The 23,322-nt window shown below is 68.9% G+C and carries 24 protein-coding genes; 11 read left to right on the forward strand and 13 right to left on the reverse strand.

Going from position 1 to position 23,322, the window contains the following annotated elements:
• Position 1: 1 nt before the first annotated feature.
• Positions 2-1,492, reverse strand: a complete 1,491-nt coding sequence (locus ACEUEL_RS08205) for an NAD(P)H-hydrate dehydratase (protein ID WP_405706650.1) — start codon at positions 1,490-1,492, stop codon at positions 2-4.
• Positions 1,493-1,797: 305 nt separating this feature from the next.
• Here ACEUEL_RS08205 and ACEUEL_RS08210 point away from each other — a divergent pair, with 305 nt between their 5' ends.
• Positions 1,798-2,136, forward strand: coding sequence for a P-II family nitrogen regulator (locus ACEUEL_RS08210; protein WP_405703864.1), 339 nt, complete (start codon positions 1,798-1,800; stop codon positions 2,134-2,136).
• Between the two features lie 87 nt (positions 2,137-2,223).
• On the forward strand, positions 2,224-3,633 hold the full coding sequence (gene glnA / locus ACEUEL_RS08215) for a type I glutamate--ammonia ligase (RefSeq protein ID WP_405703865.1): 1,410 nt from the start codon (positions 2,224-2,226) through the stop codon (positions 3,631-3,633).
• 54 nt (positions 3,634-3,687) lie between these two features.
• Here glnA and ACEUEL_RS08220 read toward each other — a convergent pair whose 3' ends face one another.
• The 4 genes from ACEUEL_RS08220 to ACEUEL_RS08235 form a co-directional block, all read right to left on the reverse strand.
• On the reverse strand, positions 3,688-4,896 hold the full coding sequence (locus ACEUEL_RS08220) for a GGDEF domain-containing protein (protein ID WP_405703867.1): 1,209 nt from the start codon (positions 4,894-4,896) through the stop codon (positions 3,688-3,690).
• A 119-nt stretch (positions 4,897-5,015) separates the two neighbouring features.
• Positions 5,016-5,495: a 30S ribosomal protein S9 gene (rpsI, locus tag ACEUEL_RS08225; RefSeq protein WP_405703868.1), complete on the reverse strand. Its 480-nt coding sequence runs from the start codon at positions 5,493-5,495 to the stop codon at positions 5,016-5,018.
• Position 5,496: 1 nt separating this feature from the next.
• The gene (gene rplM / locus ACEUEL_RS08230) at positions 5,497-5,958 is read right to left on the reverse strand and encodes a 50S ribosomal protein L13 (RefSeq protein WP_405703870.1); all 462 of its coding nucleotides are present in this window, start codon (positions 5,956-5,958) and stop codon (positions 5,497-5,499) included.
• Between the two features lie 159 nt (positions 5,959-6,117).
• On the reverse strand, positions 6,118-6,537 hold the full coding sequence (locus ACEUEL_RS08235) for a PaaI family thioesterase (protein WP_405703871.1): 420 nt from the start codon (positions 6,535-6,537) through the stop codon (positions 6,118-6,120).
• Positions 6,538-6,614: 77 nt separating this feature from the next.
• On the opposite strand from ACEUEL_RS08235, the gene ACEUEL_RS08240 reads away from it, so the two are divergent.
• The 8 genes from ACEUEL_RS08240 to ACEUEL_RS08275 all read left to right on the forward strand — a co-directional run bounded on the left by ACEUEL_RS08240 (position 6,615) and on the right by ACEUEL_RS08275 (position 14,110).
• The gene (locus tag ACEUEL_RS08240) at positions 6,615-7,601 is read left to right on the forward strand and encodes an SH3 domain-containing protein (protein ID WP_405703872.1); all 987 of its coding nucleotides are present in this window, start codon (positions 6,615-6,617) and stop codon (positions 7,599-7,601) included.
• A gap of 7 nt (positions 7,602-7,608) precedes the next feature.
• Entirely contained in the window at positions 7,609-8,049 is a 441-nt protein-coding gene (locus ACEUEL_RS08245; RefSeq protein WP_405706653.1) for a CoA-binding protein, read from the forward strand.
• A 92-nt stretch (positions 8,050-8,141) separates the two neighbouring features.
• A complete protein-coding gene (locus tag ACEUEL_RS08250; protein ID WP_405703873.1) occupies positions 8,142-9,428 on the forward strand; it encodes an O-acetylhomoserine aminocarboxypropyltransferase in 1,287 nt (428 codons plus the stop codon).
• 195 nt (positions 9,429-9,623) lie between these two features.
• The gene (locus tag ACEUEL_RS08255) at positions 9,624-9,788 is read left to right on the forward strand and encodes a DUF1127 domain-containing protein (protein ID WP_405703874.1); all 165 of its coding nucleotides are present in this window, start codon (positions 9,624-9,626) and stop codon (positions 9,786-9,788) included.
• A gap of 311 nt (positions 9,789-10,099) precedes the next feature.
• Positions 10,100-11,566 carry a methylenetetrahydrofolate--tRNA-(uracil(54)-C(5))-methyltransferase (FADH(2)-oxidizing) TrmFO gene (trmFO, locus tag ACEUEL_RS08260; protein WP_405703876.1) on the forward strand — a complete coding sequence of 489 codons (1,467 nt, stop codon included), beginning with the start codon at positions 10,100-10,102 and terminating at the stop codon, positions 11,564-11,566.
• On the forward strand, positions 11,563-12,648 hold the full coding sequence (locus ACEUEL_RS08265) for a serine/threonine protein kinase (RefSeq protein ID WP_405703877.1): 1,086 nt from the start codon (positions 11,563-11,565) through the stop codon (positions 12,646-12,648). Before trmFO ends, ACEUEL_RS08265 begins: the two co-directional genes overlap by 4 nt.
• Positions 12,649-12,669: 21 nt before the next feature.
• On the forward strand, positions 12,670-13,038 hold the full coding sequence (locus tag ACEUEL_RS08270) for an Imm8 family immunity protein (protein ID WP_405703878.1): 369 nt from the start codon (positions 12,670-12,672) through the stop codon (positions 13,036-13,038).
• Between the two features lie 148 nt (positions 13,039-13,186).
• Complete coding sequence (locus ACEUEL_RS08275) at positions 13,187-14,110, forward strand: cyclase family protein (protein ID WP_405703880.1); 924 nt, start codon at positions 13,187-13,189, stop codon at positions 14,108-14,110.
• A gap of 15 nt (positions 14,111-14,125) precedes the next feature.
• Here ACEUEL_RS08275 and ACEUEL_RS08280 read toward each other — a convergent pair whose 3' ends face one another.
• The 5 genes from ACEUEL_RS08280 to yajC all read right to left on the reverse strand — a co-directional run bounded on the left by ACEUEL_RS08280 (position 14,126) and on the right by yajC (position 18,561).
• Positions 14,126-14,968 carry a phytoene/squalene synthase family protein gene (locus ACEUEL_RS08280; protein WP_405703881.1) on the reverse strand — a complete coding sequence of 281 codons (843 nt, stop codon included), beginning with the start codon at positions 14,966-14,968 and terminating at the stop codon, positions 14,126-14,128.
• Between the two features lie 92 nt (positions 14,969-15,060).
• On the reverse strand, positions 15,061-15,438 hold the full coding sequence (locus ACEUEL_RS08285) for an Mth938-like domain-containing protein (RefSeq protein WP_405703882.1): 378 nt from the start codon (positions 15,436-15,438) through the stop codon (positions 15,061-15,063).
• Positions 15,439-15,598: 160 nt separating this feature from the next.
• Positions 15,599-16,567, reverse strand: a complete 969-nt coding sequence (gene secF / locus ACEUEL_RS08290; RefSeq protein WP_405703884.1) for a protein translocase subunit SecF — start codon at positions 16,565-16,567, stop codon at positions 15,599-15,601.
• Positions 16,568-16,582: 15 nt separating this feature from the next.
• Positions 16,583-18,181 (reverse strand): protein translocase subunit SecD, encoded by a 1,599-nt coding sequence (gene secD, locus ACEUEL_RS08295; protein WP_405703886.1) that lies wholly within the window; start codon positions 18,179-18,181, stop codon positions 16,583-16,585.
• Positions 18,182-18,222: 41 nt separating this feature from the next.
• Positions 18,223-18,561, reverse strand: a complete 339-nt coding sequence (yajC, locus tag ACEUEL_RS08300; protein WP_405703888.1) for a preprotein translocase subunit YajC — start codon at positions 18,559-18,561, stop codon at positions 18,223-18,225.
• Between the two features lie 288 nt (positions 18,562-18,849).
• Here yajC and ACEUEL_RS08305 point away from each other — a divergent pair, with 288 nt between their 5' ends.
• Positions 18,850-19,755, forward strand: coding sequence for an ATP-binding protein (locus ACEUEL_RS08305; protein WP_405703889.1), 906 nt, complete (start codon positions 18,850-18,852; stop codon positions 19,753-19,755).
• A 212-nt stretch (positions 19,756-19,967) separates the two neighbouring features.
• Here ACEUEL_RS08305 and ACEUEL_RS08310 read toward each other — a convergent pair whose 3' ends face one another.
• The 3 genes from ACEUEL_RS08310 to surE all read right to left on the reverse strand — a co-directional run bounded on the left by ACEUEL_RS08310 (position 19,968) and on the right by surE (position 22,927).
• Positions 19,968-21,326: a peptidoglycan DD-metalloendopeptidase family protein gene (locus ACEUEL_RS08310; protein WP_405703891.1), complete on the reverse strand. Its 1,359-nt coding sequence runs from the start codon at positions 21,324-21,326 to the stop codon at positions 19,968-19,970.
• Positions 21,327-21,438: 112 nt separating this feature from the next.
• Positions 21,439-22,113, reverse strand: a complete 675-nt coding sequence (locus ACEUEL_RS08315; protein ID WP_405703892.1) for a protein-L-isoaspartate(D-aspartate) O-methyltransferase — start codon at positions 22,111-22,113, stop codon at positions 21,439-21,441.
• Positions 22,114-22,162: 49 nt separating this feature from the next.
• Positions 22,163-22,927: a 5'/3'-nucleotidase SurE gene (surE, locus tag ACEUEL_RS08320; protein ID WP_405703894.1), complete on the reverse strand. Its 765-nt coding sequence runs from the start codon at positions 22,925-22,927 to the stop codon at positions 22,163-22,165.
• Positions 22,928-23,322: the final 395 nt, after the last annotated feature.

Below are 23,322 nucleotides of genomic sequence, written 5' to 3' on the forward strand. Positions count from 1 at the left end.
CCTATACGAGCACGCCCAGTGCCTCGAACAGCCGCCGGTAGACCGGGCGCAGCGCGTCGATGAGGTCGTCCGCGACGAGGCCCGGCCCCGCCTCGCGTGCGGCCTCGCCGTGCAGCCACACAGCGGCGCTCGCGGCCTCGAAGGCGGGCATCGACTGAGCGAGGAGGCCGCCGACGATTCCCGCGAGCACGTCGCCCGCACCCGCCGTGGCCAGCCAAGGCGGTGCGTTGCAGGCGATCGCCGCGCGCCCATCCGGCGCGGCGATGACCGTGTCCGGCCCCTTGAACACCACCACCGCACCGAGTGCCGCGGCCGCCGCACGCGCCCTTTCCAGCTTCGACGCCTGGCCGGTGATATCGGGCCGTCGCGAAAACAGGCGGGCAAACTCCCCATCATGGGGCGTCACGACGGCGGCGCGCGCCTGGCCCAGCACGTGCGCAAGCCCCTCGCAGTCGCCCGCAAAGGTGCTGAGTCCATCGGCATCGACGACGATCGAGCGACCAGCAGCCGCCACACCCACCTTGTCCCGGGTCGGCGCGCCGACGCCGGTACCCGGCCCGATGATCACCGTGGACAGCCGGCGATCGGAGAGGAGGCCGGCAAGGCCTTCGGCATCCTCGACCGGGCGCACCATCACCGCCGACAGGTTGGCGGCGTGGATGGGCAGCGCCTCCCGCGGGCACGCGACCGTCACCAATCCCGCCCCCGCCCGCAGCGCCGCGCGGGCTGCCAGCCGCGTCGCTCCGGTGGCCTGCGCGGGACCGCTGACAGCGACGGCATGGCCGCGATTGTATTTGTGACCGTCGATCCGCGGCACCGGAAACAGCCCGCGCCACAGGTCGGGCTCGTCGACCGTCGTCGCCGGACGAATTGTGGTCAGCACCTCGTCGGGGATGCCGATGTCGGCGACGCGCAGCCGGCCGCAATGGATGCGCCCGGGCAGCAGCAGGTGGCCCGGCTTCCGGCGGAAGAACGTCACCGTCTCCTCCGCGCGCGCCGCCGCGCCGCGCACCTGCCCGCTGGCGCCGTCGATCCCCGAGGGCAGGTCGACGGCAATGATGGGTCGGCCCGATGCCGCCATGCGCTCGACCGCCGCGCGGGCGGCACCGCCGAGGTCGCGCGCGAGGCCGGCGCCGAACAGCGCATCGACGATCACACCCGCCCGCGACAGGTCGACGGCTTCGATCGCCAGCACAGGACCGCGCCAGCCTTCCGCCGCCCAGGCGGCATCGCCCCGCAGACTTTCGCGCGCGCCCAGCAGCGCGACCGTGACCTGGTATCCGCGCTGGGCGAGCAGTCGGGCCGCCACGAAACCGTCGCCGCCATTGTTCCCCGGGCCGCACAGCACGACGACACGGGTGGTCAGCGGACGCCGCGCCACCACATCGGCCACCGCCGTTCCCGCCCGCTCCATCAGAGCGGTGCCGGGCCTTCCGCCAGCGATCGCCAGGGCGTCGGCCTGCGCCATCTCGCCGGGTGTGAGCAGTTCGATCAACGTCCTCTCCCGAAGCTCGAAACCGTAGCATGCCACCTCAAGACACGCCTGGACCGCGCATGTGCCTATTTTGCGCGCGTTTTGCCGCGATTGCCGATCGACTCAAGAGCCTAGAAAATGATCTATATGCCTGCACTTTGACCAATCATGCCGCCCCTGCCCTGAACAGCCTCGACCTCCTCCCAACAAACCGTTGTTCTGGCGCGCCTTTCGTGGACCGGGGGAATGTGGCATGGGTTCTGCTTCATCGCGCACGGCTCGAACGGGCGTGGCGGATCGTCGAGTCTGGGAGATGAGATGAAATGAAAAAGATCGAGGCCATCATTAAACCCTTCAAGCTGGACGAGGTGAAGGAGGCGCTGCAGGAAGTCGGCCTGCAGGGCATCACGGTGACCGAGGCCAAGGGTTTCGGCCGGCAGAAGGGGCATACGGAACTCTACCGCGGCGCTGAGTACGTGGTGGACTTCCTGCCCAAAGTGAAGATCGAAGTGGTCGTCGGCGACGATATCGTCGAGTCCGCCATCGATGCCATCCGCCGCGCGGCGCAGACCGGACGCATCGGCGACGGCAAGATTTTTATCTCCAACATCGAGGAAGCGATCCGCATCCGTACAGGTGAGTCCGGTCTCGATGCGATATAAGGTGATTTAGCGGGTGCAGCCTACCCCTGCCCCGCTCGGGAACCGAACAGGCTCCGCAAGTGAGCCGCTGCAAGAGGTTAGACTCCAATGACGACGGCCAAGGACGTATTAAAACTGATCAAGGATCAGGACGTTAAGTACGTCGACCTGCGCTTCACCGATCCGCGCGGCAAATGGCAGCATGTGACCTTCGACATCTCGATGGTCGACGAGGACTTCTTCGCCGAGGGGCAGGCGTTCGACGGCTCCTCGATCGCCGGCTGGAAGGCGATCAACGAATCCGACATGCATCTTCAGCCCGACCTGGCGTCGGTTTGCATCGACCCCTTCTTCTCCGAGACCACGCTCGTCGTGGTGTGCGACATTCTCGAGCCGACCACGGGCGAGCCTTACGGGCGCGACCCGCGCGGCATCGCCAAGAAGGCCGAGTCCTACCTCAAGACCACCGGCATCGGCGATACGGTCTATATTGGTCCCGAGGCCGAGTTCTTCATCTTCGACGACGTCCGCTTCAAGGCCGATCCCTACAACACCGGTTTCAAGCTCGATTCGGTCGAACTGCCGACCAACTTCGACACCGAGTATGAGGGCGGCAACCTCGGCCACCGGGTGAAGACCAAAGGCGGCTACTTCCCCGTTCCGCCGATCGACAGCGCGCAGGACATGCGCGGCGAGATGCTGGCGGCGATGGCCAAGATGGGTGCCAAGGTCGAGAAGCACCATCACGAGGTGGCCTCTGCCCAGCACGAACTCGGGCTCAAATTCGGCCCGCTGGTGACGATGGCCGACCACCTGCAGGTCTACAAGTACTGCATCCACCAGGTGGCCAACATCTACGGCAAGACCGCGACCTTCATGCCGAAGCCCGTCTTCGGCGACAACGGCTCGGGCATGCATGTGCACCAGTCGATCTGGAAGGGTGGCAAGCCGCTGTTCGCCGGCAACAAGTATGCCGACCTCAGCCAGGAATGCCTGTGGTACATCGGCGGCGTCATCAAGCACGCCAAGGCGCTGAACGCCTTCACCAACCCGCTGACCAACTCGTACAAGCGGCTGGTGCCCGGCTATGAAGCCCCGGTCCTGCTCGCCTACTCGGCGCGCAACCGTTCCGCCTCCTGCCGCATCCCCTACACCACCTCGCCGAAGGCCAAGCGCGTCGAGACCCGCTTCCCGGACCCCGGCGCGAATCCCTATCTCGCCTTCGCCGCGCTGCTGATGGCCGGGCTCGACGGCATCCTGAACAAGATCGATCCCGGCCCGGCGATGGACAAGGACCTTTACGATCTCCCGCCGAAGGAGCTCAAGAAGATCCCGACCGTGTGCGGTTCGCTGCGCGAAGCGCTCGCCTCGCTCGACAAGGATCGCGAGTTCCTCAAGAAGGGCGGCGTGTTCGACGACGACTTCATCAACAGCTACATCGAGCTGAAGATGGTCGAGGTGATGCGGTTCGAGATGACGCCTCACCCCGTCGAGTTCGAAATGTACTATTCGGTCTGAGTTCGACCGGTTTCACGGACGACGCGAGGGCGCCATCAGGGCGCCCTCGACGTTTCAGGCGACGGAATCGATCTGGTTCGGATCGAACACCGAGAGCTCGACCCGGTTTCGCCCATTGTCCTTCGCGCGGTAGAGCTGACGGTCGGCCTGCGTCATCATCGCGCGCAGCAACGCCTCGACCGAAGCCCCCTCGCGGAGCGATGAGCGCTCCGTCGCCGATACGCCGATGCTGACCGAGACGCGGAGCGGGGGCACGGAACCCTTGCCCATGAGTGCCAGGCCGGCCGCCTCCAGGAAGGCGCGCCGGATGCGCTCAGCTGCACGCCCGGCATCCGCCAGCCCCTGATTGGGCAGCAGCGCGCCGAACTCCTCGCCACCGACGCGCCCGGCGACGTCGATCTGCCGCAGATTTTCTCTCAGCACGTTGGCGAAAACGGCCAGCACGCGATCGCCTTCGGCGTGGCCGAGGCGATCATTGACCTGCTTGAACCCGTCGAGATCCATCATCAGCACCGCGACCGGCCCCTGCGGGGGGAAGGAACGGTTCGCCTCCTGCAGGAAGCCGCGGCGGTTCAGGAGGCCGGTCAGATCATCGACGACGGAAGCACTGAGATAGCGCTGTTCGCTGCGTTCGCGCACCATGATGACCAGGGCGAAGCTCACAAAGGTGGTCAGTGCCGCGGCCATCAGTCCGAACCAGGCGAAGGCGGGGCTGCTGAACAGGATCAGCTTGCCATCCTGCTCGACGAAGCCAACCATCGCGAGACGCACGAGGTTCAGCATCAGCAGGCCGGCGAACAGCGCGATGACCGTTCGGCGGGCGCGCAGATGGCCCGACCGGCTGCGCCACAGCTGGGCGATCGTCATCACCAGCATGGCGCAGATGAGAACGGTCAGCGCTACGAAGCGCAGCGACACCGAATCGCGGAAGGGGGGCAAGAGGCAGATGAAGGGCCAGATCGCGGCCGCCGCCAGCGCCGCGGCCAGACCAGCGTCGCGTCCATCGAAGCGCCGCATGCCGGACCACAGCAGCCCATAGGCCGCGAGTATCGCCGCGTTGCCGACGACGATCGAGACGTTCTCGTTCATCAGCGGACGGGCAACGCCCATCGCCATGCCGCTCACCAGCAGCGCGATGCCCATCGCCCAATAGCCGAGCGCGACCTCGGTGGGCGTGAGCCACCAGGCCAGCAGCATCACACCACTCAGCACGACGCCGACGAGCAGTATCACCGCCCACAGCGTCAATGGATCCAGAGGCATCGGCAGGGTCCGCGCAGTCGCCCGCAACGACGACGGCGCGCAAAGTAGCGGATGTGGCACAAAACAAGAAGGGCGGACCTTTCGGCCCGCCCTTCGATCGCAATTGAAGCTTAATGAAATCAGCGCTTCGAGAACTGGAAGCTCCGGCGCGCCTTGGCCCGGCCGTACTTCTTGCGCTCGACGACGCGCGAGTCGCGGGTCAGGAAGCCGCCCTTCTTCAGCGGGCCGCGCAGTTCCGGCTCATAATAGGTGAGCGCGCGCGAAATACCGTGACGCAGCGCGCCCGCCTGGCCGGACAAGCCGCCGCCGGCGACGGTGCAGATCACGTCGTACTGGCCCTTACGGTTCGCCGCGACGAAGGGCTGCTGGATGACCATCTGCAGCACCGGGCGGGCGAAATAGACCTCGACGGCGCGATCGTTGACGACGATCTTGCCGGTGCCCGGACGCACCCACACGCGGGCGACGGCGTCCTTGCGCTTGCCAGTGGCATAGGCGCGGCCGTACTTGTCGAGCTTCTGGACGTGCTTGGGCGCTTCGGACGCCTGCTGACCCTTCAGGGCCTCAAGGCCCCCGAGGGACTGAAGAACCTCGGCCATGTCAGTTCCCCACATTCTTGCGGTTGAGAGCGGCGACGTCGAGCATCTCCGGCTGCTGGGCGGCGTGTGGGTGCTCCGGTCCCTTGTAGACGCGAAGGTTGCCGAGCAGCTTGCGGCCGAGCGGGCCGCGGGCGAGCATGCGCTCCACCGCCTTCTCGACCACGCGCTCCGGGAAACGGCCGTCGAGCAGGAACTTCGCCGTCCGCTCCTTGATGCCGCCGGGGAAGCCGGTGTGGTGGTAATAGACCTTCTGGTCGCGCTTGCGGCCCGTCAGGATGACCTTCTCGGCGTTCACCACGACGACATTGTCGCCGCAATCGACGTGGGGCGTGTAGATGGGCTTGTGCTTGCCCTTGAGACGGGTGGCGATGATCACCGCGAGGCGTCCGACCACAAGGCCGGCGCCGTCGATGACCACCCACTTCTTCTCAATTTCGGCGGGCTTTGCCGAATAGGTCTTCATGGACGTTTTCCGTATAGCGGGTACAGAAGACGGCGCGGGGCGCGCCGCTTCGCTCAGGGGCGCCTTCTAGACGAGCCCCTCCTTCGCGTCAATGCGCGGACATGCGATATTATCCAGCAAAATCAGCTGATTACGAAATAGGTATAAAAATACCTCCATCTAACCCTCTCGATTGGGGATCGAATAGGTCGTCACCGCATGGGCACACAGCTCCCGCCCTGCGCCGCTGGTGATGTCCACGTTGCAGACGGCCAGCCGGCGGCCGAGCTTCATCAGCCGCGCTTCGGCGAGAAGCGGCCCCGGCGTGGGCTTGCGCAGGAAGTTGATGGAGAAGCTGGTGGTCACGGCGAGCGGCACCTCGCCGATGGCGCCGAGGATGGCGGCATAGGCGGCGACGTCCGCCAGCCCCATCATCGCCGGCCCGGAGATCGTCCCACCGGGACGCAACTGCTCCTCGCCGGCATCGAGCCGCACGGTCGCGGCATGGTGTTCCAGCCCCATGACGCTGTGCGGGCGTCCCGGCCCGAATGCCTGGGGGAACTCCCGCGCGAGGAAATCTTGCAATTCGCTCAAGGTCATGCGTGACGTCCCTGCGTTCCGGGGAGGTGGGCCGGACATTGCCATGTCCCGGTGCCGCCCGCCATGCAATGAGACTTGTGCCGCTCACACGCCCCCCGCAATTCCGGCATGCGGCTCGATGCTGCATCGCGAAGCGCCGTCTGCCACCTGCCCGACTTTTTCAGACCCTGTTCATCGCGGCCGTGGCCTGCCTATGGTGCGCGGCGCGCTGGTGGGCCGCGCGGCGAACGAGGGAAACAGACGGGATGTGGATTCGGGCGTGCGTCGCAGTCGCTCTGGGAACGGTGTTGATCGGCACGACCGCCGACGCGCAGCAGGCGCCGCTGCGGCGCTACAAGCCGGTGGTCATCAGCTATGACGTGAAGGGTGCGGACGATGCGGATCTCGCGGCCTTCATCGCGTCGCTGACTGCCGCCGTGGCCAGACGCGACGTGGCGAGCCTTCGCAAGGCGGCGTCGCCGGATCTCGCCGTGTTTACACCGCCTTACGGCTTTCCCCCCGCCTCCCCGCCCAAGCCGCGCGGCTTCGAGGCCGGGCTCGACGGGCCGCGCCGTTTCGACAGTGCGATGGCGCTGCTCGCCGCCGACGCCGCCGAGCCCGACCGCAAGGCGCTGGACCGGCTGACGCTGATGGCCGTCTCGGAGGCGCTCGCCGCCGGGACGATCGGCCGCTCCGCGCTCGCCGGCGGTCGGCTTTGCGCGCCTGCCGAGCCGAAATTCAACCGCAGTGCGGTGCTGGCGATCGCCGCCGCTGCCGGCGAAGTGCCTGAAAACCTTGTCATCCTGACCGCCGACTCGCAGTTCCTCGAAAGGCCCGATGCGAGTTCGCCGGTGGCCGGCAGCCTGAAGGCGGGCTCCGTCGTCCCCTTCGTCGAGGGCGCGGTCGAGGGCGCCGACGGGCAGCGGGACTGGTACGCGGTAGGCCTTCCTGCCGGAAAGCGAGGCTTTGCCAAAGGGGACCGCTCGCTCTCCTTCGAGACCACGCGATTCTGCTTCGGCACCTCCGCCGAGGGCTGGGCGATCACCGCGGTGATCGTCCCGACCACCCAGCCGTCAGGGCAGTAATCCCATGATAAATCACGATTTTTATGCCGACGCCCATATCGCGGAGGTGCTCGGCTCGGTGCGGACCATCGCGGTGCTGGGGGCCAGCCCGAACCCGGCGCGGCCGAGCCACGGGGTGGCGCTGTTCCTGGCGCGGCACGGGTACCGGGTCTTCGCCATCAATCCCGGGCAGGCCGGCCGAGCCATCGCCGGGCTGCAGACCTATGCGCGGCTCGCAGATGTGCCCGAGCCCATCGACATGGTGGACGTTTTCCGCGCGGCGCACTACCTGCCGGCCATCGTCGACGAGGTCATCGCCTTGTCGCCGCTTCCGAAATTCCTCTGGACCCAGCTCGACATCCGCGACGATGCGGCGGCGGCGCGGGCCGAGGCGTCCGGAATCGGGGTCATCATGGACCGCTGCCCGGCCATCGAGATTCCGCGACTTCGGCTGCAACCGCGCGGATAAAGCGCGGGGCCAATTGACTACTAAAATTGTGTACTAATATCTATAACGCCGTCGATGCCCGCTTGCCGCAGCGGGCCACCAGGAGGACGCCAATGACCGACAGCCACACGCCCGGCTTCGCGACGCTCGCCATCCATGCCGGCGCCCAGCCGGACCCGACCACCAAGGCCCGCGCGACGCCGATCTACCAGACCACGTCCTTCGTGTTCGACGATGTCGACCATGCCGCATCGCTGTTCGGGCTTCAGGCCTTCGGCAATATCTATACGCGCATCGGCAATCCCACCAATGCGGTGCTGGAGGAGCGCGTCGCCGCGCTCGAGGGCGGCACGGCGGCCCTCGCCGTCGCATCCGGCCATGCCGCACAGCTGCTCACCTTCCAGACGCTGCTGGCCCCCGGCGACGAGTTCGTGGCCGCGCGCAAGCTCTATGGCGGCTCGATCAATCAGTTCAACCATGCCTTCAAGAGCTTCGGCTGGAACGTCGTGTGGGCGGATTCGGACGATGTCGCCTCGTTCGAGCGCGCGGTTTCGCCGCGGACCAAGGCGATCTTCATCGAATCCATCGCCAATCCCGGCGGCATCGTCACCGACATCGCGGCGATCGCGAAGGTCGCGAAGCGCGCCGGCGTGCCGCTGATCGTCGACAACACGCTGGCGACGCCCTACCTCATCCGGCCCATCGAGCACGGCGCCGACATCGTGCTGCACTCGGCCACCAAATATCTGGGCGGACACGGCAATTCGATCGGCGGCGTGATCGTCGACGCCGGCACCTTCAACTGGCTGCGGGAGGGGCGCTACCCCTTCCTGTCGCAGCCGCGGCCGGAATACCAGGGCGTCGTCATCGGCGAGACCTTCGGCAATTTCGCCTTCGCCATCGCCGCGCGCGTGCTCGGCCTGCGCGATCTCGGGCCGGCGCTGAGCCCCTTCAATGCCTTCCTCATCCTCACCGGCATCGAAACCCTGCCGCTGCGCATGCAGCGCCACAGCGACAATGCGCTGAAGGTCGCCGAATTTCTCAGCCGGCACCCGAAGGTGGACTGGGTGAGCTATCCGGGCCTGGCGGGCGACCGCTACCACAACCTCGCGAAGCAGTACGCGCCGAAGGGTTCGGGCGGCGTGTTCACCTTCGGCCTCGCGGGCGGATACGAGGCCGGCGTCGCCCTCGTCTCCAACGTCAAGCTGTTCTCGCATCTCGCGAATATCGGCGATACCCGCTCGCTGATCATCCATCCCGCCTCGACCACGCACCGCCAGCTCGCCGACGAGCAGAAGGTGGCAGCCGGCGCCGGGCCGGACGTGGTGCGCCTTTCCGTCGGCATCGAGGATGTGGCGGACATCATCGCCGATCTCGAGCAGGCGCTGGAGGCGGCGTGAGGGGCGGTTTATCCGCAGCCGGGCTGCGGAGAACGAGGATGAACGATTTCTGAATCATGCATGCATACCTCGCATTGCTGCAATGCGAGGTATGCCCTTTCGGTCGAGGCAGGGTGTCGACTATATAGGCACCAGATTGCTCACGGGATGTGCAGCCACTCAGCGGCTCCATCCCCGACACCAAAGGAGATCATCATGCTGATTTGGGGCGTTCTCGCCAAGCAGGTCCGCCGCTGGCAGGCCTATCGCCGCACCGTCAACGAGCTTTCGCAGCTCGACGACCGTTCTCTCGCCGATATCAACGTGACTCGCGGCGAAATCGTCCGCGTGGCGCGACGTGCGGCAGCGGCCATCGCCTGATCATATTTCAGGCACAATTACGACGGCCCCGGCGGACCCCGCCGGGGCCGTTTTCGTTTTGCGGTGCAACAAGATCGCCCGGCGAGCCATGCGTGAGGCGGGACGCGGGACGGACACAATCCTCCCTTAGATACCTCCTGCCGACTGACTGGTCAGTGCAGTGAGGTGGATGATCAGGCCGATCGGACCGATCGGCCCGGCCAGGTGCCGCCCGCCCGCCTCTCCCCCTCCCCGCGATCCATGCTAAGGGACGCGCGGGCGGGCCCGGAGCGATCCGGCTGCCCGGCGGACAGAGGACGGACGGGACCGGAATGACAGGCAGGACCGCAGCGCGAACCGGTGAAGCGGTGCATGTGATCGGCGGCGGGCTCGCCGGATCGGAAGCCGCCTTCCAGATCGCCCGGCGCGGCGTGACGGTGGTGCTGCACGAGATGCGCCCCACCCGCGGCACCGACGCCCACCAGGGCGAGGGGCTGGCCGAACTGGTCTGCTCCAATTCCTTCCGCTCGGACGACGCCACCTCGAACGCGGTCGGCGTGTTGCACGCGGAGATGCGCCGGCTCGGCTCGCTGATCATGGCCTGCGCCGATCGCCACCAGATTCCCGCCGGGGGCGCGCTGGCGGTGGACCGCGAGGGCTTCTCCGCCGCCGTCACCGCGGCCATCGAATCGGAGCCGCGGATCGAGCTTCGCCGCGAGGAGGTCGACGCCCTGCCGCCCGCGGCGTGGGGCCGCACCATCATCGCCACCGGCCCCCTCACCTCGCCGTCCCTCGCCGAGGCGATCCGCGCCGAGACCGGCGAGGGCGCGCTTGCCTTCTTCGACGCCATCGCGCCGATCGTCCATTTCGATTCGATCGACATGGACGTCGCCTGGTTCCAGTCGCGCTATGACAAGGCCGGGCCGGGCGGCACCGGGGCGGACTACATCAACTGCCCGATGAACAGGGAGCAGTACGAGGCCTTCGTCGACGCGCTGATCGCCTCCGACACAGTCCCCTTCCGCGAGTTCGAAGCGAAGACGCCCTATTTCGACGGCTGCCTGCCGATCGAGGTGATGGCGACGCGCGGGCGGGAGACGCTGCGGCACGGCCCGATGAAGCCGGTCGGCCTCACCAACCCGCGCGACCCCTTGGTGAAGGCGCACGCCATCGTGCAATTGCGACAGGACAACGCGCTCGGCACGCTGTTCAACATGGTCGGCTTCCAGACCAAGACCCGCCATGCCGAGCAGGTGCGGATCTTCCGCATGATCCCCGGCCTGCAAAACGCCGAGTTCGCCCGGCTCGGCGGGCTGCACCGCAACACCTATCTCAACTCGCCGAAGCTGCTCGACGGCACGCTGGCGCTGCGCGCGCGCCCCGATATCCGCTTCGCCGGGCAGATCACCGGCTGCGAGGGCTATGTCGAGAGCGCCGCCATGGGGCTGATGGCCGGGCTGTTCGCGGCCGGCGAGGCGCTGGGGCACCCGCTCGCGCCGCCCCCGGCGACCACCGCGCATGGCGCGCTGCTCAACCACATCACCGGCGGCCATATCGAGGCGAGCGAGGGCGGGGAAGCGGGCGAGGCGCCGGCGCCGCGCTCGTTCCAGCCGATGAACGTGAATTTCGGCCTGTTCCCGCCGCTCGACGCCGCCCCGACGCGCGATGCCGAGGGCAACCGCCTGCGCGGCACCGCCAAGACGGTGGCCAAGAAGCAGGAAATGGCGCGCCGGGCGCTCGCCGAGATCGACCGCTGGGCGCGGGACTTCGTGGACGGCACGCGCGAGGCGGCAGAGTGAGCGGGACGGACGACGCGGCGGGCTTCACCCTCGACACGGTGCTGAAGCGCGACATCTTCTCCACCATCGAGCGCGGCATCTGGCGCGACGGCACCGGCGCGCACCCGGCCGTGCGCCGGCGCTATGACGACGTCAAATGGTGGGTGAAGCCGCTCGCCCGCCACTTCGCCCGCCGCGAGGCGAAGGCGCTGCGCCGCGCGGGCGGCGCCGACGGGCACACCGTGCCGGTCTATGCGCTGGAGGAAGGGTGGCTGGTGCGCGGCTTCGTCGACGGCGTGCCGCTGCAGCTCGCGCGCCCCACTGGCGACGTCGACTTCTTCCGCTCGGCGCGGGCGGGGCTGCGCGCGGTGCACCGCGCCCGCATCGCCCATAACGACCTCGCCAAGCAGCAGAACTGGCTGCGGGCGGCGGACGGGCGGGCGGTGCTGATGGATTTCCAGCTGGCCGTCTGCTTCTCCCGCCGCTCCAAGCTGTTCCGCATCGCGGCCTACGAGGACATCCGCCACCTTCTGAAGCACAAGCGCTCCTATTGCCCGGAGGCGCTGACGCCGCGCGAGAAGAAGATCCTCGCCCGCAAGAGCCTGTTCAACCGGGTGTGGATGGCGACGGGGAAGCAGGTCTACATCTTCGTCACCCGCAAGCTGCTGAACTATCAGGACACCGAAGGGCGCGGCCCCCGCGCGATGCAGGAGGGCCCGCGCATCGGCGCCGCGCTCGCCGGCGCGCCCGGCGTCGGCGAGGTTCACATCTCCGATTTCCCCACGCCCGGCGGCTCGTTCGGGCTCTATGCCTTCGTCGAGGCGGCGGCGACGCCCGAGGGCGCGGCGCTCTCGGCCGACGCCCTGCGCCGGCATCTCGCCAGCGCCCTGCCCGACGCCCGCCCGCCCGAGCATATCCAGATCGTCGCCCGCCTGCCGCGCGGGGCGGACGGCGCGGTTCGCGACGACCTGCTGCGGCTCGTCGCGCTCAATCAGCTCGACCAGATGGCGCAACTGGCGCAGACGCCGGAGGAAGCCGCGGCGGTCGACGCCATCGCCCGCGAGCGGCTGAACCTCACCGACCGGGTGCGGCGGGGGATCTGAGGGCAGTCGGGAGGCCATGCCATGCGGGCGAGGTTGACGGGATGGCGAGTCCTCGAGCCGGATCCCATTTATCTCGAAACCTGGCAGCCGCCCGATCCAACCGATTTCGTGATCGACCTCGACTTCTACGCGTGCCCGGAAGGCGAGGACGGCGCCGACGCCTTTACGGTGCGGATCTGCTCGCCAAAATGGTTCTTCCGACACATGGGAGACGGGATCACTTCGGACGCCGGCATCCTTTTCATGCCGCGCTTCGATGCCCGCGCCATCATCGGATTTCTCGAAGATGCCTGTTTATCGGCCGATGCGGAGACGTGGACCGGACTTGCCGTCCAGCTCGGCCGGATCGGGCGCTGGGAGTTCGACTACCAGCTGGACTATATCGGGTGACCGACCGGGTGCGGCGGGGGATCTGAGGGAGCGCCGGCTCGCCCGTGCATAATATTCTATTTATTTAGTGTATTTTCCAACCTCCCCGATTGCGGCCGGTGCCGAAGCGCGCGATCGTTCGGCTTTCCGTTTGGAAAGGGAGCCGACGATGAAGACCCTGCTCTGCGCTGCCGCGATCGCGGCGCTTGGAATCACCGCCGCCGCCGCCGACGAGCCGCCGCTGTGGAAGGTCTATGACCAGTCGCTCAAGGGCGCCAAATACATCGATCTCACCCACGCCTTCGAGCCGGTGCAGCCGGTGTGGCCGGGCTTCGGGCCGGCCAAGTTCAAGCCGGCCGTCGCCGGGCAGGACATCGAGGGCTATGTGAAGAAGGGCGAGGAATTCACCTACGAGAAGCACGGCTTCGTCGCCACCGCCTATGAGCTGACCACCGACCAGTACGGCACCCAGCTCGACCCGCCCTCGCACTGGGACCCGAAGGGGGCCACCATCTCCGACCTGCCGGCGACCTTCGCCATCCGCCCGCTGGTGGTGATCAACATCGCCGACAAGGTGGCGAAGGACGAGGGCTATCACCTGCAGGTCGCCGACATCGCGGCGTGGGAGGCGAAGTACGGGCGCATTCCCGAGGGCTCGGTCGTGTTCGTGCGCTCCGACTGGTACAAGCGCTGGGCCGACAAGGAGCGCTTCGCCAAGGCGCCGTTCCCGGGTGTCGGGCTCGAGGCGCTGAAGTTCCTGCACCTCGAGCGCAAGATCCTGTTCCACGGCCACGAACCGCTCGACACCGACACCACGCCGACGCTGGAAGGCGAATACTGGCTGCTGCACAACAATTTCACCCAGGCCGAGGGCGTCGCCCATCTCGACAAGGTGCCGGAGGCCGGCGCGCTGGTCACCATCGGCTTCGCCAAGCCGCTCGGCGGCTCGGGCGGCTATGCCCGCTATGTCGCCATCGCCCCGCCGGACTGGCCGGAGGGCGTGACGATCGCGCAGGCCCCCGGCGCGCCGCTGCCGCCGCAGAGCGCGCCGCTGAAGCGCGACGCCAACGGCGTGTTCCGCCCGACGCCGTGACGCCGATGGCGGGCGTCAGCCACGCTTCGCCGCCCGCCACAGCCGCCAGAGCCGCGCCAGCGGCGGGGCGGCGGGCACCGCCCGGAACGGGTCGTGCGCGCGGCGGTCCATGCGGTCGAGGTCGCCCGGCACCAGCGCCAGCGGCAGGAAGGCGGGGCGCTCGATGCCGGGCACCTCGTTCAGCGCCGCGCGGGCCAGCGCGTGGTGGCGGCGGGCGAGCGTGCGCAGATCCGCGAGCGCTGCGAGAAGGCCCGGCGTCGGCGTGCCGGAGACGGCGTCCTCGCGGGTGGCGCCGTGCGCCTTCAGGAGGTCGAGCGGCACGTAGCACTGGCCGCGCCGCGCGTGCAGCGGGAAGGAGCGCAGCAGCCCGGTGATCGCCTGGGCGACGCCGGCATGGCCGGCCGCCTCCGCCGAGGCGCGCCCGGCGGCATCCGAGAGCACCAGCGTGCCGAGCCGGATCAGCGCCGAGGCGGTCTCCCCGGCATAGCCCTCGAGGTCGCGCACCGTGGGCATCGGGTCGTCGTAGAGATCGAAGACGCGGGCGTCCAACATGGCGAACAGCGCCTCGCGCGGCAGGGAGTGCTGCACGATCGCGTCGATCAGCGCGGCCGCCACCGGGTTGGCGCGCACGTCGCCGCGCTCCTCGCCGATCAGCGCGTCGCTCCACCATTGCAGGCGCACCTCGCCGGCGAGCGGATTGGTCACCGCGTCGCGGATGCGGGCGACCTCGGCGTTGAAGGCATGGAGCGCGAAGAACGCCGCGCGCGGCGCCGCCGGCACGAACAGATCGGCGATGTAGCGGTCGCGGTCGAGGTCGCGAACGAGCTGCGCGCAATGATCGGTATCGGACTGGCTCATCGGCGAGCGGCGCTTTCCCCCCCCGGTAGCCCGACGACAATGGCGAGTCGATTCAGGCAGATGCCGGGCAATGTTGAGATACGACGTTGACTCTACGGAAGGGCGATCAGCGCGGCGGCGACGCGCCGGCCCTCGTCCAGCAGCACATTATAGGTGGAGGCGGCGGCACGGGTCGGCATGGCGTCGACGGAGAGCCCCGCATCGCGCAGCCGCCAGCGCAGCGCGTCGGGGATCGGCCAGGGATCGGGACCGGTGCCGATGATGAGGAGCTCGATCGCGCCCGCCTCCTCGATCACCGGCGCGAGCGCGGCGGCGTCGATGCCGGCCGGCGCGGTCACCGCCCAGCCATGGATGCCCGAGGGAAGCGCGAGGATCGACCCGGACGAGGCCATGCCGGCGAAATGGAAGAAGCCGCGCCCGTAGCCGGTGATCGGCACCTGGTGCGGCAGATGGGCGTCGGGTCGGGCCATCGCGTCAGCCTCCGGGCGCTGGGCCCTTCCCGTCCGGGTGAACCATCCGAACGATCAGGGAGGACTGCAGGTTCAGATCGCCGGCATGGCCCGGGGCGACGGCACCGGCGCCCGGGTCGTTCCGGCGACGCGCCGCCCTGCCATCGGCCGGCGCGCGGCGTCAGCTCGCGCCGCGCTCGGCCTTGGCGGGCACCGCGCCCGCCTTCGGCTCCTTCGCCGTCTCGTCCATCGTGCGGGTGTTCACCCCGAGATAGATGAGCAGCGGCGAGGCGATGAAGATCGAGGTGTAGGTGCCGACCAGCACCACGCCGAAGGTCATGACCACCGAGAACGAGTGGATCGCCCGGCCGCCGAACAGCACCAGCGCCAGCAGCGCGAGGGTGACGGTGACATGGGTGATGACCGAGCGCGACAGCGTCGAATTGATCGATTCGTTGAGCAGCTTGTCGATCGGCATCTTCTTGTAGCGCCGCAGCATTTCGCGGATGCGGTCGTAGATGACGATGGTGTCGTTCAGCGAGTAGCCGAGAATGGTCAAGAGCGCCGCGACGCTGGTCAGGTCGAAGTCGATCTGGAAGATCGCCATGAAGCCGATGGTCAGCACGATGTCGTGGAAATTCGCGATCGAGGCGCCGAGCGCGAACTGCCATTCGAAGCGGAACCACAGGTAGATCAGGATGCAGAACACCGCCAGCATCAGGCCGATGATGCCGTAGCTCAGCAGTTCCTGCGACACGCGCGGGCCGACCACCTCGACGCGGCGGTATTCCACCGCGTCGCCGAGGCTGGCGCGAACCTTGCCGACCACGGCCTGCTGGGCCTGCTCGCCGCCCGGCTGCTGGGCGATGCGGATCAGCACTTCGCCGTCGCCGCCGATCTCCTGGATCTGCACCTCACCGAAATCGAGCGCCTCGAGCTTGGAGCGCACCTCGGAGATGTTCAGCGTGTTGCCGGGGTAGCGCACCTCGAGCAGCGTGCCGCCCTTGAAGTCGATGCCGAAGTTCAGCCCCATGGTCGCGAAGGCGACCAGCGCGACGATGGAGAGCAGCGCCGAGATCGGGAAGCTGATGCGCCGGAAGCGCATGAAGTCGAAATGGGTGTTGTCCGGAACGATGCGGAGCAGACGCATGGGGGCTCGCCTTTCTCAGATCGGCACGCGCTGGGGGCGCTTCCAGCGCACCCAGAACGCCACCATCAGGCGGGTCAGCGTGAAGGCGGTGAAGACGGTGGTCATGATGCCGATGCCGAAGGTGACGGCGAAGCCGCGCACCGGGCCGGAGCCGACATAGAACAGCACCGCCGCCGCGATGAAGGTGGTGATGTTCGAATCGAGGATCGTCGCCAGCGCGCGGGAGAAGCCGGCATCGATCGCGGAGATGGCCGAGCGTCCGGCCCGGGCCTCCTCGCGGATGCGCTCGTAGATCAGCACGTTGGAATCGACCGCGATGCCGACGGTGAGCACGATGCCGGCGATGCCGGGCAGCGTCAGCGTCGCGCCGAGCATGGCCAGCAGGCCGAGGATCATGCCGACGTTGATCGCCACGGCGATGTTGGCGATGACGCCGAACAGGCCGTAGGTGGCGATCATGAAGGCGGCGACGAGGCCGGCGCCCACCCAGGAGGCCAGCATGCCGGCGCGGATCGAATCGGCGCCGAGGCCGGGGCCGACGGTGCGCTCTTCCACCACCTGCAGCGGCACCGGCAGGGCGCCGGCGCGCAGGAGGATGGCGAGGTCGTTGGCGGACTGGACGGTGAAGTTGCCGCTGATCTGGCCGGAGCCGCCGATGATCGGCTCGCGGATCACCGGGGCGGAGATCACCTTGTTGTCGAGCACGATGGCGAAGGGGCGCCCGACATTGGCCTGCGTCGCCTCGGCGAAGCGGCGGGCGCCGTTCGAGTTGAAGCGGAACGAGACGATCGGCTCGCGCGTCTGCGGCTCAAAGCCCGGCTGGGCGTCGACCAGATCCTCGCCGGCGACGAGGATGCGCTTTTCGATCAGATAGGGCGGGCCGCCCGCCTCTTCGGACTGCAGCACCTCGGAATCGGCGGGGGGCCGGGTTTCCAGCGCCTGCTGCGGGCTCATCGTCTGGTCGACGAGGCGGAAGGTAAGCTGGGCGGTCTGGCCGAGCAGGGCCTTGAGGCGCGAGGGATCCTGCAGGCCCGGCACCTGCACCTGGATGCGGTCGATGCCCTGGCGCTGGATCGAGGGCTCGGTGGTGCCGAGCTGGTCGATGCGCTTGCGCACGATTTCGATCGACTGGTTCACCGCCTGGATGGTGCGCGCCTGGATGCCGGCGGCGGTGGGCGTCAGCGTGACGAGGTCGCCGTTGGCCGTCACGTCGGTGTCGAACTGGCCGGTGGCGGCCAGCGCGCCGCCGACCGGCTGGGCGAGCTCGCGCAGCTTGGTCAGGGCGAGGGTGCGGTCCTGCCCCTCGCGGATGCGCAGCTGGACGCTGTCGCCCTGGATGGCGAGGCCGCTATAGCCGACGCGGGCGTCGCGCAGCACGCGGCGGGCGTCGTCGCGGAGCATTTCGAGCTTGGCCTTGCGCACGTCGGCGGCGTTGACCTGCAGGACGATGTAGGAACCGCCCTGAAGGTCGAGGCCGAGCACGATCTTGCGCTGGAGGAAGCTCGGAAGCGCCTGGTAGGTGGCGGGCGGCAGAAGGCTCGGCACCGCCATCAGGCAGATGAGCGCCGAGATGGCGATGATCGCCAGGGCCTTCCATCGGGAAAAATAGAGCATGGGACTTCAATCCTGGCGCGCCGCCACCGGCGCCGGGCGCCTCACTGGGCGCCGTCTTCCTTGGCCGGCTCGCCCTTGGCGCGAACGTCGGCGATCATCGAGCGGAGCTGGCGGACCTTGACGCCCTCGCCGACCTGAAGCTCGATCTCGGCATCGTCGATCACGCGGGAGACCTTGCCGACCAGACCGCCGGAGGTGACGACGGTGTCGCCGCGGCGGATGCCCTTCACCATCTCGGCATGCTGCTTCACCTTGCGCTGCTGCGGGCGCAGGATGAGGAAATACATGATCACGAAGATCAGGACGAAGGGCAGCAGCGACATGAGCATGTCGCTGCCACCGGGGCCGGCGGCCTGCGCATAGGCGGGCGTGATGAACATCGAGGTTCCTTGTCCGTCGAAACACGAGGCGGGCGGCGGGCGCCCGGCGAAGCGGCGCGGACTATACTGGCGCGCCTGCCGAATGCAAACGAAGAGGCGCGCGGCAGCACTTCACGTTGCGGCAAGCGCCCCGCAGATGCGCAAGCGGCACCCCGTCACCGCGGCGCGCGGCAACAATCCCCCTTTGCAAAACCGTAACGTCGGTTACTCTCCGCGCCGACCGTAACGCCCGGTACGCTTGCGCGGCCGAACCGCCCGCCGCGCCGCCGGGAGACGCTGGAGCCCGACATGACGCCACCCGACGCCTCTTCCTTCCCCGGCGAGGCCGACACCCCCGCCCTGCTCGCCCGCATCGCCGACGCGCTGGAACGGCTCGCCCCGCCGCGCGCCCGCGCCGCCGACTTCACCGCGGCCGACGCCTTCGTCTGGCAGGCGGGCGAGCGGCGGCTGGAGCCGGTGCCGAAGGTCAACCGGGTGGCGATGGAGCTGCTGCAGGGAATCGACCGCACCCGCGACCAGCTGGTCGACAACACCGCCCGCTTCGCGCAGGGCCTGCCCGCCAACAACGTGCTGCTGTGGGGCGCCCGCGGCATGGGCAAGAGCTCGCTGGTCAAAGCGGCGCACGCCTCGGTGAACGCCGGCGCGGGCGGCAGGGGGCACGGGCCGCTCAAGCTGGTCGAGATCCACCGCGAGGACATCGAGAGCCTGCCGGCGCTGATGGCGCTGCTACGGCCCGCCCCGTTCCGCTTCATCGTGTTCTGCGACGACCTGTCGTTCGACCACGACGACACCTCCTACAAGTCGCTCAAGGCGGTGCTGGAGGGCGGCATCGAGGGGCGGCCGGACAATGTGATCTTCTACGCCACCTCGAACCGCCGGCATCTGCTGCCGCGCGACATGATGGAGAACGAGCGCTCGACCGCCATCAATCCCGGCGAGGCGGTAGAGGAGAAGGTCTCGCTGTCCGACCGCTTCGGGCTGTGGCTCGGCTTCCACAAGTGCAGCCAGGACGACTACCTCGCCATGGTGCGGGGCTATGTGGCGCATTTCGCGCTGCCGGTGGACGAGGAGACGTGGCGGCCGCAGGCGCTGGAATGGGCGACGACGCGCGGGGCGCGCTCGGGCCGCACGGCCTGGCAATATGTGCAGGATCTGGCGGGACGGCTCGGCGTCGCGCTCGACGGCAACGGCTGAGCCGCGGCCGACGGCAGGAGAAGAAGAACGGGGGCATGGCGGCTCGCTGGGAGAGCGGCCATGCCCCCTATGCCGGCGCCAAGGTCCAGACGTCACGTCGGCAATGGGGAAAATACAACAACCAATCGGCGGGTGCGACTCAAAACATCAGGGCAACCCTGCCGTGCCGCTGCACCGGATCGTTCGACGACCCGACGCTGGGCGGTTCCGGCTCACAGGCCGGCGAGGTGCTGGGCCGGGTCGATCGGCTGCGAGCCCTTGCGGATCTCGAAATGCACCTGCGGCGAGCTCACCGAGCCGGTCTGCCCGGCCTTGGCGATGGTCTGGCCGCGCTTGACGGTGTCGCCCTTCTTCACGTCGATCTCGCTGGCATGGGCGTAGGCGGTGACATAGCCGTTGGCGTGCTTGATCAGCACGAGGTTGCCATAGCCCTTCAGCTCGTTGCCGGCATAGGCGACGACGCCGTCCTCGGCCGCCTTGACCGAAGTGCCTTCCGGCACCGAGACGTTGATGCCCTCGTTCTGCTGGCCGCCGGGCTTCGGGCCGAAGCCCGAGATGACGCGCCCGCGCACCGGCCAGCGGAACTGCATGCCGCTGTCGGGATCGCGCGCCTCGTCGACGCTTTCGGTGGGCTTCACCGCGGCGATCATCGGGGCCGGCGCCGCGGGCTTGGCGGCGGCGGGCTTGGCCGGCGCGGGCGCCGTGGTGGCGACGTCCTTGGGGGTCGAGACCGGCTTGGTCGCGGCCGCGGCCGCGGCGGGAGCGACCGGCGCGAGCGCCGCCTGCGCGGGCGGCTTGCCGGCCACGGGGGTCAGCGCCTTCGGCTGCGCGGCCGCGAGGGGCGCCGGCGCGGCGGCGGGCTTCGCGGCGGCGACGGCCGGGCCGCCGGCGCCGGGAATGGTGAGGCGCTGGCCGATCCGCACCTCGGCATTGGCATCGAGGCCGTTGGCGCTCGCCAGCGAGGCGCGCGGCACGCCATAGAGCCGGGCGATCGAGATCATGCTCTCGCCGGAGGTGACGACATGGACGCCACCGCCGGCCGCGGCCGCGCGGACCGGAGCGACGGCAGCGGGCGCCGGCGCGAGCGGGGCGGGTGCGGCCGCGACGGCAGCCGGGCGCGGCGCGGCGCCGTAGAGCGGCTGCGGCGCCGGAGCGGGATTGGCGGCATAGGCCGGCGCCGCGTAAGGCGCCTGGCCATAGGCGGGCTGCGGCGCCGGGGCGGCGCTGACAGGGCCGGGATAGGCGGGATAGGCCGGCTGCTGCGGATAGCCGCCCTGCGGATAGGGCGGCTGGGCGCCGTAGCCGCCCGGCGCGTTCAGCGGCGCGGCCTGCACCTGCCCCGAGGGGGCGGCGGCCACCGAGCCGGTATAGGACGGGGCGGCACCGCGCGAGGCGAAGGGATTGGCGTTCGGATCGCTCATCCGGTTGGCGTCGGCGCTGCACGCCGCGGCGCTTCCCGCGAGCAGCGCGACGGCCGACAGACGCAGCAGGCTTCCCGATTTCGTTCCCCTGGCGGCCACGCCGCCGAGGCCGAGATTTCCGCGACCGGACTCTGTCGGAAAGCTACGCATCGCACACACCCGTACCCTGAACACGGGAGTGATTAGAACGGCAGATAGGTAAACACCCGCTTAAGCGCGGCGCGACGTCATCCGGATTCAGTCGATTTCGCGGCGACTTGTGTCACAATACCGCCGCGGTGCCGGCCAGAAGCGGCACGAAGCGCACCGGGAACAGTTCCCGCGCCACAATGGCGCCGGAACTACGGCCGTACCGCATCAGCATCTGCGTTTCCGAGGCCGGTCCGACCGGTGCAACGAGGATGCCGCCCTCGGCGAGCTGGGCGAACAGCGGCTTGGGCACGTCCTCCACCGCCGCGTTGACGACGATGCGGTCATAGGGCGCGTGCGGGGGATAGCCGAGCCGCCCGTCCGCCACCACCACCTCGACATTGCCGATGTCGAGGCGGGCGAGCCGCTCGCGGGCGTCGCGCGCCAGCGTGCGGAAGCGCTCGAGGCTGGTGACATGGGCGGCGAGCCGGCCGAGGATGGCGGCGTGGTAGCCGCTGCCGGTGCCCACCTCCAGCACGGTGTGGGCGCCCGTGAGGTCCAGCGCCTCGGTGATCAGCGCCACCAGCGTCGGCTGGCTGATGGTCTGGCCGCATTCAATGGGCAGCGCCTGATCGGTGGCGGCGAGCGCGCGCAGCGCGCGCGGCACGAAGCGCTCGCGCGGCACCTGCTCGAAGGCGCGCATCAGCGCGGGATCGCGCAGGCCGCGCTTGCGCAGCGCCAGCAGCAGCCCGACCCGCGCCACCGCCTCGTCGTCGGGCTCGTCATCGGGCACGAAGGTGACTCGCATCGGGATCCCCGCGCCGATCATACCGCGCGGGCGCCGCGCGCAAGCGGATTCATCGGGCGAAAACCTGCGCGAGGCGGGTCATCATCGGCTCGTCGGTCATGTCGAGCCGCAGCGGCGTGACCGAAATCCTGCCGTGGTCGAGGGCGTGGAGGTCGGAGCCGTTGACCGATTCCGCCGTGCGGCGCTCGAAGGCGATCCAGAAATAGGGATTGCCGCGCCCGTCCTGGCGCTGGTCCATGCGCATCAGCGCCTGATCGCGGCGCCCCTGCGCGGTCACGGCGATGCCGGTGACCTCGCTGACGGGCCGTGGGGGGAAGTTCACATTGACGAGGATGCCGGGCGGGATGCCCTCCTCCAGCAGCGTGCGCACCACGCCGGGGCCGAAATGCTCGGCGGTGCCGTAATCGGGCGCGTGCCGGGTCGCCGGGCCGAAGGCCTGCGACAGCGCGATGGAGGGGATGCCGAGCACGGTGCCTTCCATGGCGCCGGCCACCGTGCCGGAATAGCCGACATCTTCGGCGACGTTCTGGCCGCGATTGACGCCGGAGAGCACGAGGTCCGGCTTGTGATCGGCGAGGATGTGGCGCACCGCCATGATGACGCAGTCGGTCGGTGTGCCCTTCACCGCGAAGCGCTTCTCCTCGACCTGCCGCAGCCGCAGCGGATCGGACAGCGAGAGCGAGTGCGAAACGCCGGACTGGTCGGTCTCGGGCGCGACCACCCACACATCGTCCGACAGCGCCCGCGCGATGCGCGCGCAGGCATCGAGCCCCGGCGCGTGGATGCCGTCGTCATTGGTCACCAGAATGCGCATCGTCCGTTCCGTTCGCTGCCCTTGCACCACCGTGCCGATCCCGCCTCACGTCATCCCCGGGCTTGTCCCGGGGATCCACGCCTTGGTCGTATCCCGCTCATCGGGAGGAAGACGTGGATGGCCGGGACAGGCCCGGCCATGACGGCCTCCTTCTCATTCCCCGCCCCCCATCATCATCCCCGACGCCCCATCGCGGCGCGCCGGGATCGCACTACCTCGTGTCCCGGACCAGCGGAGCCGCAGGCGAAGCGCCGAGCCGGGACCCAGCGGAAAACCCCGCCGAAGGCGCTTCACTCACCCTAAGGCGGCTTCGCCGATTCTCTCCCGGGCCCCGGATCGGCGCGGCACATGCGTGCCGCTGGTCCGGGGAACAGATCGTTCGGCGCGTCGCCGCC

Origin of the sequence: Ancylobacter terrae (assembly GCF_045108345.1) — a bacterium.
Lineage (GTDB): Bacteria > Pseudomonadota > Alphaproteobacteria > Rhizobiales > Xanthobacteraceae > Ancylobacter.